The organism is Acinetobacter lwoffii, assembly GCF_015602705.1.
GTDB lineage: Bacteria > Pseudomonadota > Gammaproteobacteria > Pseudomonadales > Moraxellaceae > Acinetobacter > Acinetobacter lwoffii_E.
Genome location: NZ_CP059081.1, coordinates 2,423,065 through 2,437,254 on the forward strand (window position 1 = coordinate 2,423,065; position 14,190 = coordinate 2,437,254).

Annotated in this window: 15 protein-coding genes; 5 read left to right on the forward strand and 10 right to left on the reverse strand. The window is 42.7% G+C overall.

All coding sequences use genetic code 11. From position 1 onward, the window contains the following. Window positions 1-18: 18 nt before the first annotated feature. Window positions 19-1,539: an exopolyphosphatase gene (ppx, locus tag H0S56_RS11600; protein WP_004278264.1), complete on the reverse strand. Its 1,521-nt coding sequence runs from the start codon at window positions 1,537-1,539 to the stop codon at window positions 19-21. Between the two features lie 260 nt (window positions 1,540-1,799). Here ppx and trxA point away from each other — a divergent pair, with 260 nt between their 5' ends. The 3 genes from trxA (at window position 1,800) to H0S56_RS11615 (ending at window position 4,406) form a co-directional block, all read left to right on the forward strand. Beyond that, window positions 1,800-2,126, forward strand: coding sequence for a thioredoxin (trxA, locus tag H0S56_RS11605; RefSeq protein ID WP_195725127.1), 327 nt, complete (start codon window positions 1,800-1,802; stop codon window positions 2,124-2,126). Window positions 2,127-2,448: 322 nt separating this feature from the next. Continuing rightward, window positions 2,449-3,717, forward strand: a complete 1,269-nt coding sequence (rho, locus tag H0S56_RS11610; protein WP_004278267.1) for a transcription termination factor Rho — start codon at window positions 2,449-2,451, stop codon at window positions 3,715-3,717. A 401-nt stretch (window positions 3,718-4,118) separates the two neighbouring features. Beyond that, a complete protein-coding gene (locus H0S56_RS11615) occupies window positions 4,119-4,406 on the forward strand; it encodes a hypothetical protein (protein WP_005107806.1) in 288 nt (95 codons plus the stop codon). A gap of 104 nt (window positions 4,407-4,510) precedes the next feature. On the opposite strand, the gene H0S56_RS11620 is transcribed toward H0S56_RS11615, so the two are convergent. The 3 genes from H0S56_RS11620 to pheS form a co-directional block, all read right to left on the reverse strand. Further along, the gene (locus tag H0S56_RS11620) at window positions 4,511-4,807 is read right to left on the reverse strand and encodes an integration host factor subunit alpha (RefSeq protein WP_004278269.1); all 297 of its coding nucleotides are present in this window, start codon (window positions 4,805-4,807) and stop codon (window positions 4,511-4,513) included. Then, complete coding sequence (gene pheT / locus H0S56_RS11625; protein WP_195725128.1) at window positions 4,804-7,185, reverse strand: phenylalanine--tRNA ligase subunit beta; 2,382 nt, start codon at window positions 7,183-7,185, stop codon at window positions 4,804-4,806. The genes H0S56_RS11620 and pheT overlap by 4 nt, the downstream gene beginning before the upstream one ends. Window positions 7,186-7,362: 177 nt before the next feature. Beyond that, window positions 7,363-8,343, reverse strand: coding sequence for a phenylalanine--tRNA ligase subunit alpha (gene pheS / locus H0S56_RS11630; RefSeq protein ID WP_195725129.1), 981 nt, complete (start codon window positions 8,341-8,343; stop codon window positions 7,363-7,365). 159 nt (window positions 8,344-8,502) lie between these two features. Here pheS and H0S56_RS11635 point away from each other — a divergent pair, with 159 nt between their 5' ends. Continuing rightward, on the forward strand, window positions 8,503-9,528 hold the full coding sequence (locus tag H0S56_RS11635; protein ID WP_005107810.1) for a hypothetical protein: 1,026 nt from the start codon (window positions 8,503-8,505) through the stop codon (window positions 9,526-9,528). A gap of 350 nt (window positions 9,529-9,878) precedes the next feature. Here the strand turns inward: H0S56_RS11635 and H0S56_RS11640 are convergent, their stop codons facing one another. The 5 genes from H0S56_RS11640 to H0S56_RS11660 form a co-directional block, all read right to left on the reverse strand. Continuing rightward, window positions 9,879-10,361 (reverse strand): GNAT family N-acetyltransferase, encoded by a 483-nt coding sequence (locus H0S56_RS11640; RefSeq protein WP_195725130.1) that lies wholly within the window; start codon window positions 10,359-10,361, stop codon window positions 9,879-9,881. Between the two features lie 156 nt (window positions 10,362-10,517). Continuing rightward, window positions 10,518-10,877 (reverse strand): 50S ribosomal protein L20, encoded by a 360-nt coding sequence (gene rplT / locus H0S56_RS11645; protein ID WP_004647525.1) that lies wholly within the window; start codon window positions 10,875-10,877, stop codon window positions 10,518-10,520. 11 nt (window positions 10,878-10,888) lie between these two features. Next, window positions 10,889-11,083, reverse strand: a complete 195-nt coding sequence (gene rpmI, locus H0S56_RS11650; protein WP_004278281.1) for a 50S ribosomal protein L35 — start codon at window positions 11,081-11,083, stop codon at window positions 10,889-10,891. Window positions 11,084-11,269: 186 nt separating this feature from the next. Beyond that, on the reverse strand, window positions 11,270-11,692 hold the full coding sequence (locus tag H0S56_RS11655; protein WP_195725131.1) for a YqaA family protein: 423 nt from the start codon (window positions 11,690-11,692) through the stop codon (window positions 11,270-11,272). 7 nt (window positions 11,693-11,699) lie between these two features. After that, on the reverse strand, window positions 11,700-11,990 hold the full coding sequence (locus H0S56_RS11660; RefSeq protein WP_004647523.1) for a hypothetical protein: 291 nt from the start codon (window positions 11,988-11,990) through the stop codon (window positions 11,700-11,702). 128 nt (window positions 11,991-12,118) lie between these two features. Between H0S56_RS11660 and H0S56_RS11665 the strand changes: the two genes are divergently transcribed. Beyond that, window positions 12,119-13,270 carry an IS4-like element ISAbe18 family transposase gene (locus tag H0S56_RS11665; protein ID WP_195726033.1) on the forward strand — a complete coding sequence of 384 codons (1,152 nt, stop codon included), beginning with the start codon at window positions 12,119-12,121 and terminating at the stop codon, window positions 13,268-13,270. Window positions 13,271-13,344: 74 nt separating this feature from the next. Here H0S56_RS11665 and H0S56_RS11670 read toward each other — a convergent pair whose 3' ends face one another. Continuing rightward, window positions 13,345-13,965 (reverse strand): glutathione S-transferase family protein, encoded by a 621-nt coding sequence (locus H0S56_RS11670; protein ID WP_195725132.1) that lies wholly within the window; start codon window positions 13,963-13,965, stop codon window positions 13,345-13,347. Window positions 13,966-14,190: the final 225 nt, after the last annotated feature.

Here is a 14,190-nt window from a genome sequence, read left to right on the forward strand (position 1 = left end):
TTCATCCCTATAAAGGTATTAATTAACAAACTGTTCGGATTGAATCGAGAGTTCAATCTCCCAATTTTTAAATTGCTGCTGTTCATCGTGCAGTTCAGCGACCAGCAATGGCCATTGCTTGGCATCACCAGACACGCTGAGTTGCCATTGTTGCGCATTTTCAACCTTGAGTTCAATGGCAGGAAGCATCTCATCGCTACGACTGTGATTGACCAAAACCGACAGACGAAGCAGCAAACATAACCATAAAAGTTTAGATCCACCGACTTTCATCACATCAATCTTGGCATCAGCGCGCAATTTACGCCGATGGTGCGCGACCAAATGTGACAAATGATTTTGATCAACTTGCGAGAAACCGGCAATATCCGAGTGTTGTAATAAATATGCGCCATGACGATGATAGCCACTGTGACTGATGGCCAAACCAATCTCATGCAGATAAGCGGCACGACGTAACAGGTCACTATCTTCAACACTCAAACCGAGTTCACTGGCCACGTCATTAAACAGTTTTTGTGCGGTCTGAACCACACGTTCAGCCTGTTTGGCATCGGCATTATAACGGCCGATCAAGGCATGCACGGAACGATCACGGATATCTTCATGCTTGAAACGGCCAAGCAAGTCATACATCACACCTTCACGTAGCGCACCATCAGAATAGACCAAATGGTCAATTCCCAGTACATCAAAGACTGCATAGAGAATGGCAATACCAGCAGGTAAGACGGCACGACGATCATCTTTCAGACCTTCGAATTCCATGTCCGAGACATATTTATATTTAAGCAGTTTATCTTTGAGCTTTTCCAGGCCTTCACGCGTCAACTGTTCGCGATCATTGCTCCAGCCCATATTGACGCAAATCTGGCGGCAGGCTTTAATGGTGCCACTCGAGCCAACGACAGCATCCCAACCGGCTTCTTTATAAGTATTGGCAATTCCCGAAATTTCTTTACGTGCCGCAGTAACTGCTTTATCAAAGGCTTTGGCACTGATTTCGCCATCCTGAAAATAGGCCTTGGTAAACGCTACACAGCCCATTTGTACCGATTCGGTATGAATCGGCTCGAATTCTTCACCGATAATCAGCTCAGTTGAACCGCCACCGATATCAACTACCAGACGACGACCGCTGTTGGCCATGGTATGCGATACACCCAGATAAATCAGACGGGCTTCTTCACGACCGGCGATAATTTCGATCGGTTTCGGTAAAATTTCTGCAGCTTTCTGGATAAATTCATGGCCGTTTTTGGCTTGACGCAAAGCATTTGTCGCCACGATCCGCAAGCGGTTTGGCTGAACTGCACCTAAACGTCCGACAAAACGGGCCAGACAGGCCAAACCGCGTTGCTGGGCGGCTTCGGTTAAATTCTTATTTTCGTCTAGTCCTGCGGCAAGCTGAACTTTTTCTGACATTGATGCCACTTTCTTCACTTCGCCATGGTCTACACGGGCGATGGCCAAATGAAAACTGTTTGATCCCATATCGATGGCGGCAAGTAATTCTTCATCAATCAAAAAGTCAGACATTCCAGAAATAAACCTTTAACGAATTGTGCTTAGAGTAATTCACATGCATGCAATTTAAAAGCCATTTGTAGCAACAATTTAATGCCTTATTCTTTTTTGTATCGGGAATAATAGTGAGACACGATCATCACTATCGTGATCATCCATTAGACAAAATAACATTAAGCATTGAAAATTTACAGATTCCCCTACATTGTTAAAGATGGCTATGTAATACTAATAATTAGTTATCTTTAAAATATTAATCTGGAGCACATTCCATGTCTGGCAACATCGTAAACACTACTGACGCAAACTTCGAAGCAGACGTTCTTCAATCAGACGTTCCTGTACTGGTGGACTTTTGGGCAGGCTGGTGTGCACCATGTAAAGCAATTGCACCCGTACTTGAAGTGCTTGCTGAAGAATACCAAGGCAGAGTTAAAATCGTGAAAGTTGACGTAACTTCTTGCGAACAAACTGCTGTGAATTTCAACATCCGTAACATCCCGGCTTTGTTGATGTTCAAAAATGGTGAAGTTGTTGCGACTCAAGTCGGTGCTGCACCAAAATCTAAACTGACTGCATTTATTGATGACAATATCTAAGCACAGCATTTTTAGTAAAAAATACGCGACTCATGCTCGCGTATTTTTTTCGGCTATAAATTGACAAACCTGGCATTTTCTCTTATATTCGCTACTCAAGAGATAAAGGATCCTAAATCCTGTCAATTTCTTACAAGACACATTACATAAGATGCCGCTCGGCAATAGAAATTGTTTTTCACATTTTCCTTTGAAACACTCAAACAGATCTCTGAATTGTTCTTTTGCAAATTCAATTGCTTTCGTTTGAATGCTGGTATGCGGCCGAATGTTACTCCCTTTCTAACCTGTACCTCAGAACTTTGATTCTATCTGACCACCTATGAATTTAACCGAACTCAAGAAAAAACCGATTGGCGAACTCATCAAGATTGCCGAGTTTATGGGCCTCGAAGGTATGGCTCGTAACCGTAAGCAAGACATTATTTTTGCCATCTTAAAACGTCATGCAATGAATGGCGAAGAGATTTTTGGTGATGGCGTTCTAGAAATTTTGTCAGATGGTTTTGGCTTTTTACGCTCAGCCGCAGGTTCTTATTTAGCAGGTCCTGACGATATCTATGTCAGCCCTTCTCAAATTCGTCGTTTTAACCTCCGTACTGGCGACACCATTACTGGCACCATTCGCCCGCCGAAAGAAGGCGAACGTTATTTTGCTTTACTTAAAGTCAATCAAATTAACTACGACACACCTGAAAATTCACGTAACAAGATTCTGTTTGAAAACTTGACGCCATTATTCCCGACTGAGCAGTTGGTGATGGAGTTAGGCAATGGTACCACTGAAGATTTAACCACCCGTGTGATCGACCTAGTGGCACCGATTGGTAAAGGCCAGCGTTCAATTATTGTGGCTCCGCCGAAAGCGGGTAAAACCATGCTGCTGCAAAGCATTGCACAGTCCATCGTTCGCAATAATCCTGAAGTTATTCTGATCGTTCTCCTAATTGATGAACGTCCAGAGGAAGTGACCGAGATGGAGCGTACGGTTCGCGGTGAAGTCGTGGCTTCTACCTTTGATGAATCTCCTGCACGTCACGTTCAAGTTGCTGAAATGGTGATTGAAAAAGCAAAACGTCTGGTTGAACATAAGAAAGACGTGGTGATTCTGCTTGACTCGATTACCCGTTTGGCGCGTGCCTATAACACCGTGATTCCTTCATCAGGCAAAGTACTGACTGGTGGTGTGGATGCGCATGCCTTAGAACGTCCTAAACGCTTCTTCGGTGCTGCACGTAATATCGAAGAAGGCGGTTCACTGACCATCATTTCTACTGCCCTGATTGAAACCGGTAGTAAAATGGATGAAGTGATTTATGAAGAATTCAAAGGTACAGGTAACCAGGAAATTACCCTTGATCGTCGCATTGCAGAAAAACGCGTATTCCCTGCGATGAACATCAAGAAATCTGGTACTCGCCGTGAAGAACGCCTGATGTCGGAAGACAATCTACGCAAAGTCTGGATTCTGCGTAAGCTGCTGCATACTCAAGACGAATTGGCGGCAATGGAATTCTTACTGGATCGTATGAAAGAAACCAAGACCAATGATGATTTCTTTGATCAGATGAAACGCAAAGCTTCAAATTAAAATTTCAAATGAAAGGTCACCTAAGCGGTGGCCTTTTTTAGGTTGACATAAATTACAGAATGAAACAATCAAGCCTGATTTATGTAAACTTATTTTTAAGTTTTTGATTAATAAAATGTTCAGATTAAAAATTGTATAACTTTTAAGTGTTTAATAAGCCTTTCTCCAATCTAAATGTTTCATTCCATTGTTATTTTCTGTTAAAAACTTCTTATTTTTTATCGTTTTTCCGTACTTTTTTGATCATTGCCAGTAGCAATTAAAAATGCGCAGTGATAGCATATTTGCAGACCAGTTAGACTGCTCCTGCGTTGTTAGTCCCTAACACAATTAGGAACAATAAAAGCACTTAACAGACTAACTTTGGTTTTTTTTAATCTCAATTTTTAGAGAGTGATGCCATGTTATTCAAAAAAATCGCTATTGCTGCTGCAGTTGCTACTACTCTAGCTTTCGTTGGTTGTGCTAAAAAAGCTGACGACGCTGCTGCTGACGCTAACCAAGCTGCATCTGAAGCTGTAGAAGCTGCTTCTGAAGCTGAAGCTGCTGCTGATGCTGCTGCTGTAGAAGCTACTTCTGAAGTTGCTGCTTCTGAAACTGCTGCTGCTGCTGAAGCTGACGCTGCTGCTGCTGTTGCTGTTGACGCTGCTGCTGACGCTACTGCTGCTTCTGAAGCTGCTGCTCAATAATCTTTTAGATTATTCAGTACAAAAAAAAGAGAGCCTTTGGCTCTCTTTTTTATTTTAAAAACTGATACTTAACAATATTAGATCCCAGTTTTTAAAAAAGCAGATCAGTTGACCTGCTCATTTCCCACACGTTGACGGAACTTCTGTCCGGCACGGAAGGTGACCACACGGCGTGCAGAAATCGGAATCTCTTCACCCGTTTTCGGGTTACGGCCCGGACGTTGACGCTTATCACGCAACTCGAAATTACCAAAACCCGAAAGTTTTACTTGCTCGCCTGAGATGAGCGCCTGGCTAATCTCATCGAAGAACAACTCAACCATTTGTTTTGCTTCACGACGGTTTAAACTCGTGAGCTCACTTAAATGATCAGCCATTTCTGCTTTAGTTAGTGCTGTCATGAAGCCCTCAATGTCGCTTGGTAAGTGTTTTCTAACACTTGAAGGATATTATCCATACCTGATTTAATTTCAGCATCTTCCAGTGTACGGCTTGGATGCTGCCAGAGAAGTGCAAATGCCAGTGAGCGTTTCCCTTCTTCTACTCCTTGTCCAGTGTACACATCGAACAACCAAGTTGAGTCTAAAAGCTCTCCGCCTGTTTTTTCGATAAGTCCCTGAATTTCGCTAACATTAATCTTATCATTAATTAAAAGGGCAATATCACGTCGAACCGATGGAAAACGTGATAATTCTGTAAAATTAGATACATAAGTTTGCAAAACAGCCGCTTGATCCAATTCTGCTACCCATGTGGTTGCCAGATCAAGTTCGTCTTCAAGTGAGGGATGTAAACGCCCCAAGTAACCAATTGATTGACCATTCACGAGAATTTCTGCGGATTGTCCTGGATGCAACCAGCTACGCTCTGAACGCACATATTCTACTTTGACACGACCAGCAGCCAGAATTTCTTCTACATCGCCTTTAAAGTCAAAGAAGTCCATTGCAGCGGGTTTCGCATGCCAGGATTCAGCATGACGTGAACCAGTTGCAATCAATGCAAAAGTTGGAATCTGTTTTAAATCATGAATACTGCTGGCTTCCTGATAGTCAAAACGCAGACCGAGCTCAAAGAAACGTACACGACTTTGCTGGCGGTTGACATTGTACTGAACACAAGGAATCAGACTAGACAGCAAGGTTGAACGCATCACCGCCAAATCACTTGAAATTGGATTGGCTAATGCTAATGGATTCACACTGGAATTAAGTTGCTTTTCAAGTTTTAGGTCTGCGAAGCTAAAGCTGATCGCTTCCTGATAACCTAAAGTTACGGCAGTTTGACGGAGTTGGCCCAACTCAAATTGATCTTGGTATTTCGCCAATTTCACATCAATCACAGGCAGGCTGATTTGAATATTGTCATAACCGTGAATACGTGCCACTTCTTCAATCAAGTCTTGATAGATCACCATATCATAACGATGTGATGGCGGTACCACTGACCATTCGCCTTCTGCTTTCACAGTTACATCACAACCCAGATGGCTTAAGGCATCGGTAATAAAATCTGAATCAACGCTATAACCCAATAGTTGATCGACTTGTGCTTGATTCAACTCAATTGCGTCGCGTGTTGGCAATAGAGCCGCATTTTCGGCAACTGTAATTGGTCCGAACTCACCGCCCGCAAGTTCTGCAATCAATTGTGATGCACGGTGCATAGCAATCAATGGCAATTCAAAATCGACACCACGTTCATAACGCTGAGAAGCATCGGTATGCAGACCAAAGCTACGTGCACGACCGGCAATATGCAGTGGCGCGAAGAATGCTGATTCCAGGAAAATTTCAGTGGTTGCATCGCTGACTGCTGAAAACAAGCCACCCATAATACCAGCAATGGCCAATGCTTTTTCATCATCTGCAATCACCATCACTTTTTCATTCAGCTCCACTTCTTGTTCATTGAGCAAAACTAACTTTTCATCTTCTGTCGCTTGACGTACATGTACCGCGCCTTGAACTTTGCCGCCATCAAATGCGTGTAGCGGTTGACCCAGCTCCATCAGCACATAGTTGGTAATATCGACCAGAATGCTGTGCTGACGGATACCTGAACGTGCCAATGCACGCTCCATCCATACAGGAGTCACAGCCTTGGTATTGACGTTCTTGATCACACGACCCAAGTAACGTGGACAGCCTTCTGTTGATACAAGGACTTTCTTTTCGTCGCTAATAGTTGCAGCCACTTCTTTAATTTCAGGGGCAGTCACTGGCAATTGGTTAATCACACCAATCTCACGTGCGATCCCGCGAATACTGAAACAGTCACCACGGTTTGGTGTGATGCTGATATCAATCACGTTATCGTCTAGATCTAGATATTCACGGATATTCACGCCTACAGGTGCATCCGCAGGAAGCTCTAACAGACCATCAATTTTATCTTCCAAATCAATTTCTGAAGCGCCGCACAACATGCCTTGTGACTCGATACCACGAAGCTTGCCTTTCTTGATTTTGAAATCACCCGGCAATACAGCGCCGATGGTTGCAACCGGTGCTTTCATGCCGGCACGTACGTTTGGCGCGCCACAGACGATTTGTAGTGGCTCACCTGAACCGATGTTTACCGTGGTTACACGTAAACGGTCAGCATCTGGATGCTGTTCTACTGTCAGGACTTCCCCCACCACTACACCAGTAAAGGGTTTAGCTGCAGAAGATAAGTCATCGACTTCCAGACCCAACATGGTCAATTGATCAGAAAGTTTTTCGCTATCGAAGGCTGGGTTGACCCATGTGCGTAGCCAATTTTCGCTAATTTTCATACATTCAATTCCTGAATCTCCCCTAACCCCTCTTTAATAAAGAGGGGAATACCCACACTTTTATTGGTTTCGTGTAAGTCCCCCTTTCTCAAAGGGGGATTTAGGGGGATTATTTAAAATCTAAAAACTAATCTATTTCCCAAACCCTAATTCATAGAGGGAGAGGATTAAAAATTCTTAAGCAAACTGGCGTAAGAAACGCACATCGTTTTGGAAGAACATACGTAAGTCATTTACGCCATAACGCAGCATTGCAAAACGTTCAACACCCAGACCAAAAGCAAAGCCTTTGTATTTTTCAGGATCAATGCCTGCAGCTTGCAGCACATTCGGATGCACCATACCGCAGCCTAATACTTCTAACCAGCGACCGCGTTCATCCATAATATCCACTTCCGCACTTGGCTCGGTGAACGGGAAATAAGATGGACGGAAACGTACTTTCAAATCTTTTTCGAAGAATTCGTTCAGCAGGTTAATCAGCAAACCTTTAAGTTCCGCGAAGCTGGTATTTTCAGCCACGTATAAACCTTCGATCTGATGAAACATCGGTGAGTGGGTTTGATCCGAATCACAACGGTAAACACGGCCCGGACACACGATCTGGATTGGTGGCTGCTGTGTTTCCATGGTACGAATCTGCACACCAGACGTATGCGTACGCAGCAAATGGTTCACATCGAAATAGAAGGTATCGTGCATGGCACGCGCCGGGTGATGACCCGGAATATTCAGTGCTTCAAAGTTGTGATAGTCATCTTCAACTTCAGGACCTGTTGCAACCGTAAAACCTGCCTTGGTAAAGAACTGGCAAATACGCTCTTGCACCTGGGTCACTGGATGGATACTGCCCACCTGTTGGCCACGACCTGGTAAAGTAATATCAATGGTTTCGCTTGCCAGTTTTTGTTTTAAGGCAGCTTTATGCAATTCTGCCTGACGTGAGGTCAATGCAGCGGTAATAGTTTCACGTACAGCATGGATTTGTGCGCCGAAGACTTTACGTTCTTCAGGATCCATTTTACCAAGCGACTTAGATTGTTCCGCGAGCTGGCTTTTTTTCCCCGTAAATTGCACTCGTACTTGATCAAGTGCAGCAAGGTCTTGAGCTGCTGCAATCGCAGCGAGCGCTTCAGTGGTCAGGGCTTCCAGTGACATAGTAACTCTCAAAGCAACAGGTTAAAAAATATTTTAAAAACCCCACATTCTAACAGTTTTTAGACACTTTGATGAAGATGCGTTTTAAGGAAAATTAGATTGGCATGATTAAATATAAAAAGTATAAGATAAACACAATATCAATCAGATCAAATCACTATGGCACTCGATCAAATTTGGAAACAGCAACTAACCCTCGTCACTTACGGCAATGAGTATTTGACTCAAGACCTGAGTTTCAATCGTTGGATTCAACATTCCATTTTTAATCAGCATCAGTTTGCCTTTCGGGATCTGATATCACAACACCTGCTGGCCCAGCATTTCCAGATCTGGCTGGAAGGCCTGAAAAAACAAGGCGTGCGTCGCCTCAGCTTGCATCGCTCTGATTTACTGGTTGATGAAAAAAATCCGAATGCCAATATCGAGCTATTACCACTGGCGCATTTTATTGTCAGTCATGGCGCTAAAACCAAAACTGCCTGGATCATCGGCAAGGAACTGCCTGAATGGTACAGCGCAGACAATGATTACGAAGCACCTAAATCACAGCAATCCCCTTTACGCCATGAAACATTCTGGTGTTATGAGCTAAATCCTAAACTGGCCAAGCGCATTGATGTCGATCTGGAAGCCCCAAACTGGGATGATATTCAGGCCTATACCGATCATGAACTGTTTGAAAGTAGCCTTGCCCAAGATTTTACCGAACCTGCATATACCAATTTGCCTTATTACGGCACCATGCCTGCCATTCAAGCCGATAGCGAAAGTCATTTGGCCTTAATTCCCACTGACTATTCAGCGGATTATGCTCACCAGACTTTGTACCGCCTAGACGCCTTAAATGACTTTATTCAAACGAAAATCCAGCATCCCTATCGTGCAGATGGCGAAGTACTCAGCCCGGAGCAGCAACTTAACCTGCGACATTTTTCGCAAAAAATTGATGATTTAAGTGCTAAATTCATCAGCAAAGTCGCCAATCACTATAAAACTGCACAGCTAACACCAAAAGTTGCACCTGACCCATTTGTCGGTATGAGTACCGAAGACCGCTCACCAAAAATTTCTAAAGCAGAAAAACCTCAGGACCCAGGCAAATCCAGTTCATCTGCAAATGTGCTGACCTTAATTGTGATCACTGTGATTATCTGTCTGATTGGCTACTATTTCGGCCTTTAACATTTTGCCAGAAAAGCTTGAACATCACGGGCAGAATTCAATGGATATTTTGATATTCATGAGCAGGCATCAACTTGAAATAATGCTGACGATTTTGTGATAGGTTTTCATCATCCATCAGATGATGGAATCACGACTGAGTATCTGTCTTAAAATTTCAGCATTATTTGAATGAGCCGAAGCTGTCATTTGCTGATCGCCCGGAAATGCTCTCTTAATTGACCGGTGGAGATATTGAGATAAAAAGATAAATCAGCCATACATTTCTAAGGGCTGATTTATTTTCTATCGTCTTTTCCCAGGTTTTAGATTTTTCTACGTTGAGCCAGCTGGGCCAGAGTATTCAAAAATTAAATGTCCCACTGATAACATAAGTCTTTAAGATTCTCGCCCAGATCGCTGGCATCTCCTTCACTGACAAAATAGGCGCCGGTCTTTTCATAAAAATAACGACTGGAATTCAGGTTCAATACGCTGCATTGCATATGCTGATAGGATTTTTCTCGACTTAATCCCAAACCCAATTGAACCAAATCACGTCCAATGCCGCGACCTTGAATATTTTGAAGCAAATAAAGTGCTCTCAATTCACTGATTGGTGCATCTACCGGAAAATTAAAAGCAGCAAAACCCAAAACTTGAGCATTTTCTTCATAGACAAATACCCGTCGATTCTCCTGTTCAAGCACAGAACGCCACAAAGCGGCTCTTTGTTCTACACTCAACTTATCGAGAATCTCTGGTTTAATGATATTTTGATAGCTTTCATGCCAGCTTTGTACATGCACTTGGGCAATCGGCAAGACATCGTGTTGGGTGGCAAGTCGAATCATTATTTTTAAGCCTTGTTTTTTAATTATTCAATTTCACAATGACTAAAAAATATAAGATTTACAATACTGATTTTTAAATAATATTTAAAATGACTACTTTTATTTAAGCATAAAAAAAGACCACCAAATGGCGGTCTTTTTTCAAGTCATAAAGACTTATGCAGCCAATGCATCTTTAGCTTTAGAAGCTAAAGCAGCAAACGCAACTGCGTCATGCATAGCGATGTCAGCAAGTACGCGACGGTCGATAATCACTTGAGCTTTTTTCAAGCCAGCGATCATACGGCTGTACGACAAACCATTTTGACGAGCACCAGCGTTGATACGTGCAATCCACAAAGCGCGGAATTGACGTTTCTTCTGACGACGGTCACGGTAAGCATATTGACCAGCTTTGATTACCGCCTGGAACGCTACGCGGTAAACGCGTGAACGAGCACCATAGTAACCTTTAGCGCGAGCAAGAATTTTTTTGTGACGGCGATGAGCCTGTACACCACGTTTTACACGAGCCATTTATAATCTCCTTAGATGTACGGGCACATACGACGAACTGAAGCAACGTCACTTACGTGAACCATTACACAGCCGCGCAATTGACGAATACGCTTAGCAGATTTTTTGGTCAAAATGTGGCGTTTGAACGCTTGTTTACGCTTAAAACCGTTAGCAGTCGCTTTAAAGCGTTTAGCTGCACCACGGCGAGTTTTCATCTTAGGCATAACAACCTCTTTTGAACACCTGTTCGGCTCGTTTGCACCATTACAAAACGACCTGCAGGTAAGGGAGCGAGTATTCTAAAGCATCTTTGTTTAAAACAAAAGCATCTTCACCCAATAAGCGAATTTAAAGAATGATTTCGCTCTGAAATAATATCCAAGACTGGATCAGGAAAATTATTTTCAAGTTTAGAACATGGCAAAGGCCGCATAGACAAACAGATAACGTCCAATTTTAGCGATGCTGACCATCAGCAGAAAACGGACGAGGTTTTCTTTTAATAGTCCCGCAATCAGGGTAATCGGATCACCAATGATAGGCACCCAGCTCAGCAGTAAAGACCAGTAACCATATTTCTGATAGGTCTTTTGCGCCTTGAGCATCTTATCTGCTGAAACCGGAAACCACTTTTTATTTTTATAATGCTCAATCTTGAGTCCCAGATACCAGTTCACACAAGAACCCAGTATATTCCCCAAACTGGTCACCGCAATTAACAGTACCGCACTCTGCTCACCCTGCACTAAAAGCCCCAGTAGCACAGCTTCAGACTGTAAAGGCAGTAAGGTCGCTGCACCAAAGGCAGATAGAAACAGTAAAAACAGGCTCATTAGAGCATTAACGGCTCAAGCCCATTTTTTTCTTGGCTTTACTATATTCCCAACTGGACCAAACGACTGCAGTCACCATCGCCATGATCCGCGCCCATTTATACTGCTCATTGAGCGGTGCAATTGCAGCACGTAAAATCTGCTGATCTTTGGTATTTAGGGCAGCAATCACCTGATCGATATGCACAATTTCAGCAACATACAGCACTAAACATGCAGCAATTCCGAAAAGAATGCTCCAGTAAATTCGGGTATTACTTTCAACAATCTTGGTAAAGTTCAGAAGAAAATCGTTCATATATCCATCCAATAAAAAACCACCGTAAGGGCACTGCTGTCCCATAGTTTGCTTTAAATAAAAAAACCTGAGTCCTAACAGTTAAAATATGAGTGCAAACAAACACTTTAACGACCAGGATTCAGGTTTTGTCACATCAGAATACCGTATTTCATGAGCTAATTAAACCTGTTGTGCGACAGGATTTTGAACAACTTGCTAAAGTACACCATGTTGGACAGAAATTTAGAGCGGCTTCCCGGTGGGATCAGTTTATTGCCATATTGATGTCTCAATTCTCTTGTAGGCAAAGTCTGAGAGATATTCAATCCAATTTGGAGTGCCAACAGGAAAAGCTAAGTCATCTCGGAGCAAAGTCTATTCCCCGAAGCACGCTGGCACGAATCAATGAGCAGCAGCCTGCTGCCTTGTATCAACAGCTATTTTACAAGTTGCTTAAATACTATGAACACTCAAAAGTAGCTCATAAATTTCGCTTTAAGAATCCCTTGTATTCCTTGGATGCCAGTCATATTGACCTGTCGCTTTCCTTATGTGAATGGGCCAAAGTTCACGACTCAAAAGCCAGCATGAAACTCAGCATAGGATTGAATCACAGCAATGATATTCCTGAGTTTGTTGCAGTTGAAAATGGCAAAGAAAATGACATGGTACAAGGCCGCAAATTCCAGTTTCCTGCTGGCAGCATTGTAGTTTTTGATAAAGGCTATGTCGATTACCAATGGTATGCAAATCTGACTGCTCAAAACATTGGATTTGTCCCACGTTTTAGGCCTAAATCTGTGTATCAGGTGATCCGGCAACATCCAGTGCTTGAATCCAAAGGTATTCTAAAAGATGAAACCATTCAGCTGAATAGCGCACATGCCCTAAAAAGAAAAGCCCCAGTGTTAAGAAGAATTGAATATAGAGATCAGCAAAGTGGCAAGCACTTTAGCTTTCTCAGCAATAACTTTCATTTAGCCGCCTCCACCATTGCGGCGATTTATAAAGATCGTTGGAAAGTTGAGCTGTTCTTTAAGGCGATTAAGCAGAATCTCAAATTAAAAGCGTTTCTAGGCCGCAGCAGGAACGCAATTCAGACACAAATCTGGATTGCGATGATCGCCTATTTATTGGTGAGTTTCGCTCAACATTTAGGGAAAACAGGTTGGACAGTTCAACGTTTACTCAGAATAATTCAAGTGAATTTGTTTGAAAGAAGAACTTTAAAAGCTTTATTTTCACCCGATAAAATACCCATAAAACAAGAGGAAGCTCAAATGAGCTTCCTCTTGTGAAAAATTGTGGGACAGCAATGCCGTAAGGGTGGCTTTATTTGCTTAAGGCTATTTTAGCATAAAAAGGCAGATGCTTAACTGACTTGTATCGCCAGCGCTTTCTGAACCGCAGGACGAGCATTCAAGCGATCAATATATTTGGAAACTTCAGGATAATCTTCCAGATTGATCTGCTGCCAGTCGTGTCGCAATAACCACGGAAATATCGCCATATCAGCAATCGAGTATTCGCCGGCAACATAATCCTGCCCGACCAGCTGCTTATTCAACACCCCATATAAACGCTTGCTTTCATTGACATAGCGCTCTGTGGCATAAGCAATCCGCTCAGGTGCAAAACGGCTAAAGTGATGAGTTTGCCCGAGCATCGGCCCCAAACCGCCCATTTGCCACATCAGCCACTGTTCAACCTGAATACGCTTCACTTCATCAGTTGGATAAAACAGACCTGTTTTGCGACCTAGATATTGCAAAATCGCACCTGACTCAAAAATTGAAATGGCGCGGCCATGTGGCCCATCTTGATCAACAATGGCCGGGATTTTATTATTGGGAGAAATAGCCAGAAAATCGGACTGGAACTGGTCATTTTCCAGAATATTGATGGGAATAATTTGATATTCCAGCCCCATTTCTTCTAGAGCAATACTAATTTTATGGCCGTTGGGGGTGCCCCAATAATATAAATCGATCATTTTCTTCTAATACTCCCTGCACTTTGACTGTGCGACGATGTACTCAACATAGAGGATTTAGAAAGAAACAACAAGACTGCATTTAAAAATTATTTTTCAATGAATATCAAAATCTTATTAAAAATTTATATAATTTTTTCTTTTTGATCTTGAAAATTTCAGCCCGAAACACATATTTATTTCTGCATAAGGATTGCGTCGATCTTATGCGCTGTTGATGTCTGA

Excerpts from the sequence above, each read along its gene's own strand:
- ppx (WP_004278264.1), bottom strand. The coding sequence starts at position 1,539 with ATGTCTGACTTTTTGATTGATGAAGAATTACTTGCCGCCATCGATATG.
- trxA (WP_195725127.1), top strand. The coding sequence starts at position 1,800 with ATGTCTGGCAACATCGTAAACACTACTGACGCAAACTTCGAAGCAGAC.
- rho (WP_004278267.1), top strand. The coding sequence starts at position 2,449 with ATGAATTTAACCGAACTCAAGAAAAAACCGATTGGCGAACTCATCAAG.
- H0S56_RS11615 (WP_005107806.1), top strand. The coding sequence starts at position 4,119 with ATGTTATTCAAAAAAATCGCTATTGCTGCTGCAGTTGCTACTACTCTA.
- H0S56_RS11620 (WP_004278269.1), bottom strand. The coding sequence starts at position 4,807 with ATGACAGCACTAACTAAAGCAGAAATGGCTGATCATTTAAGTGAGCTC.
- pheT (WP_195725128.1), bottom strand. The coding sequence starts at position 7,185 with ATGAAAATTAGCGAAAATTGGCTACGCACATGGGTCAACCCAGCCTTC.
- pheS (WP_195725129.1), bottom strand. The coding sequence starts at position 8,343 with ATGTCACTGGAAGCCCTGACCACTGAAGCGCTCGCTGCGATTGCAGCA.
- H0S56_RS11635 (WP_005107810.1), top strand. The coding sequence starts at position 8,503 with ATGGCACTCGATCAAATTTGGAAACAGCAACTAACCCTCGTCACTTAC.
- H0S56_RS11640 (WP_195725130.1), bottom strand. The coding sequence starts at position 10,361 with ATGATTCGACTTGCCACCCAACACGATGTCTTGCCGATTGCCCAAGTG.
- rplT (WP_004647525.1), bottom strand. The coding sequence starts at position 10,877 with ATGGCTCGTGTAAAACGTGGTGTACAGGCTCATCGCCGTCACAAAAAA.
- rpmI (WP_004278281.1), bottom strand. The coding sequence starts at position 11,083 with ATGCCTAAGATGAAAACTCGCCGTGGTGCAGCTAAACGCTTTAAAGCG.
- H0S56_RS11655 (WP_195725131.1), bottom strand. The coding sequence starts at position 11,692 with ATGAGCCTGTTTTTACTGTTTCTATCTGCCTTTGGTGCAGCGACCTTA.
- H0S56_RS11660 (WP_004647523.1), bottom strand. The coding sequence starts at position 11,990 with ATGAACGATTTTCTTCTGAACTTTACCAAGATTGTTGAAAGTAATACC.
- H0S56_RS11670 (WP_195725132.1), bottom strand. The coding sequence starts at position 13,965 with ATGATCGATTTATATTATTGGGGCACCCCCAACGGCCATAAAATTAGT.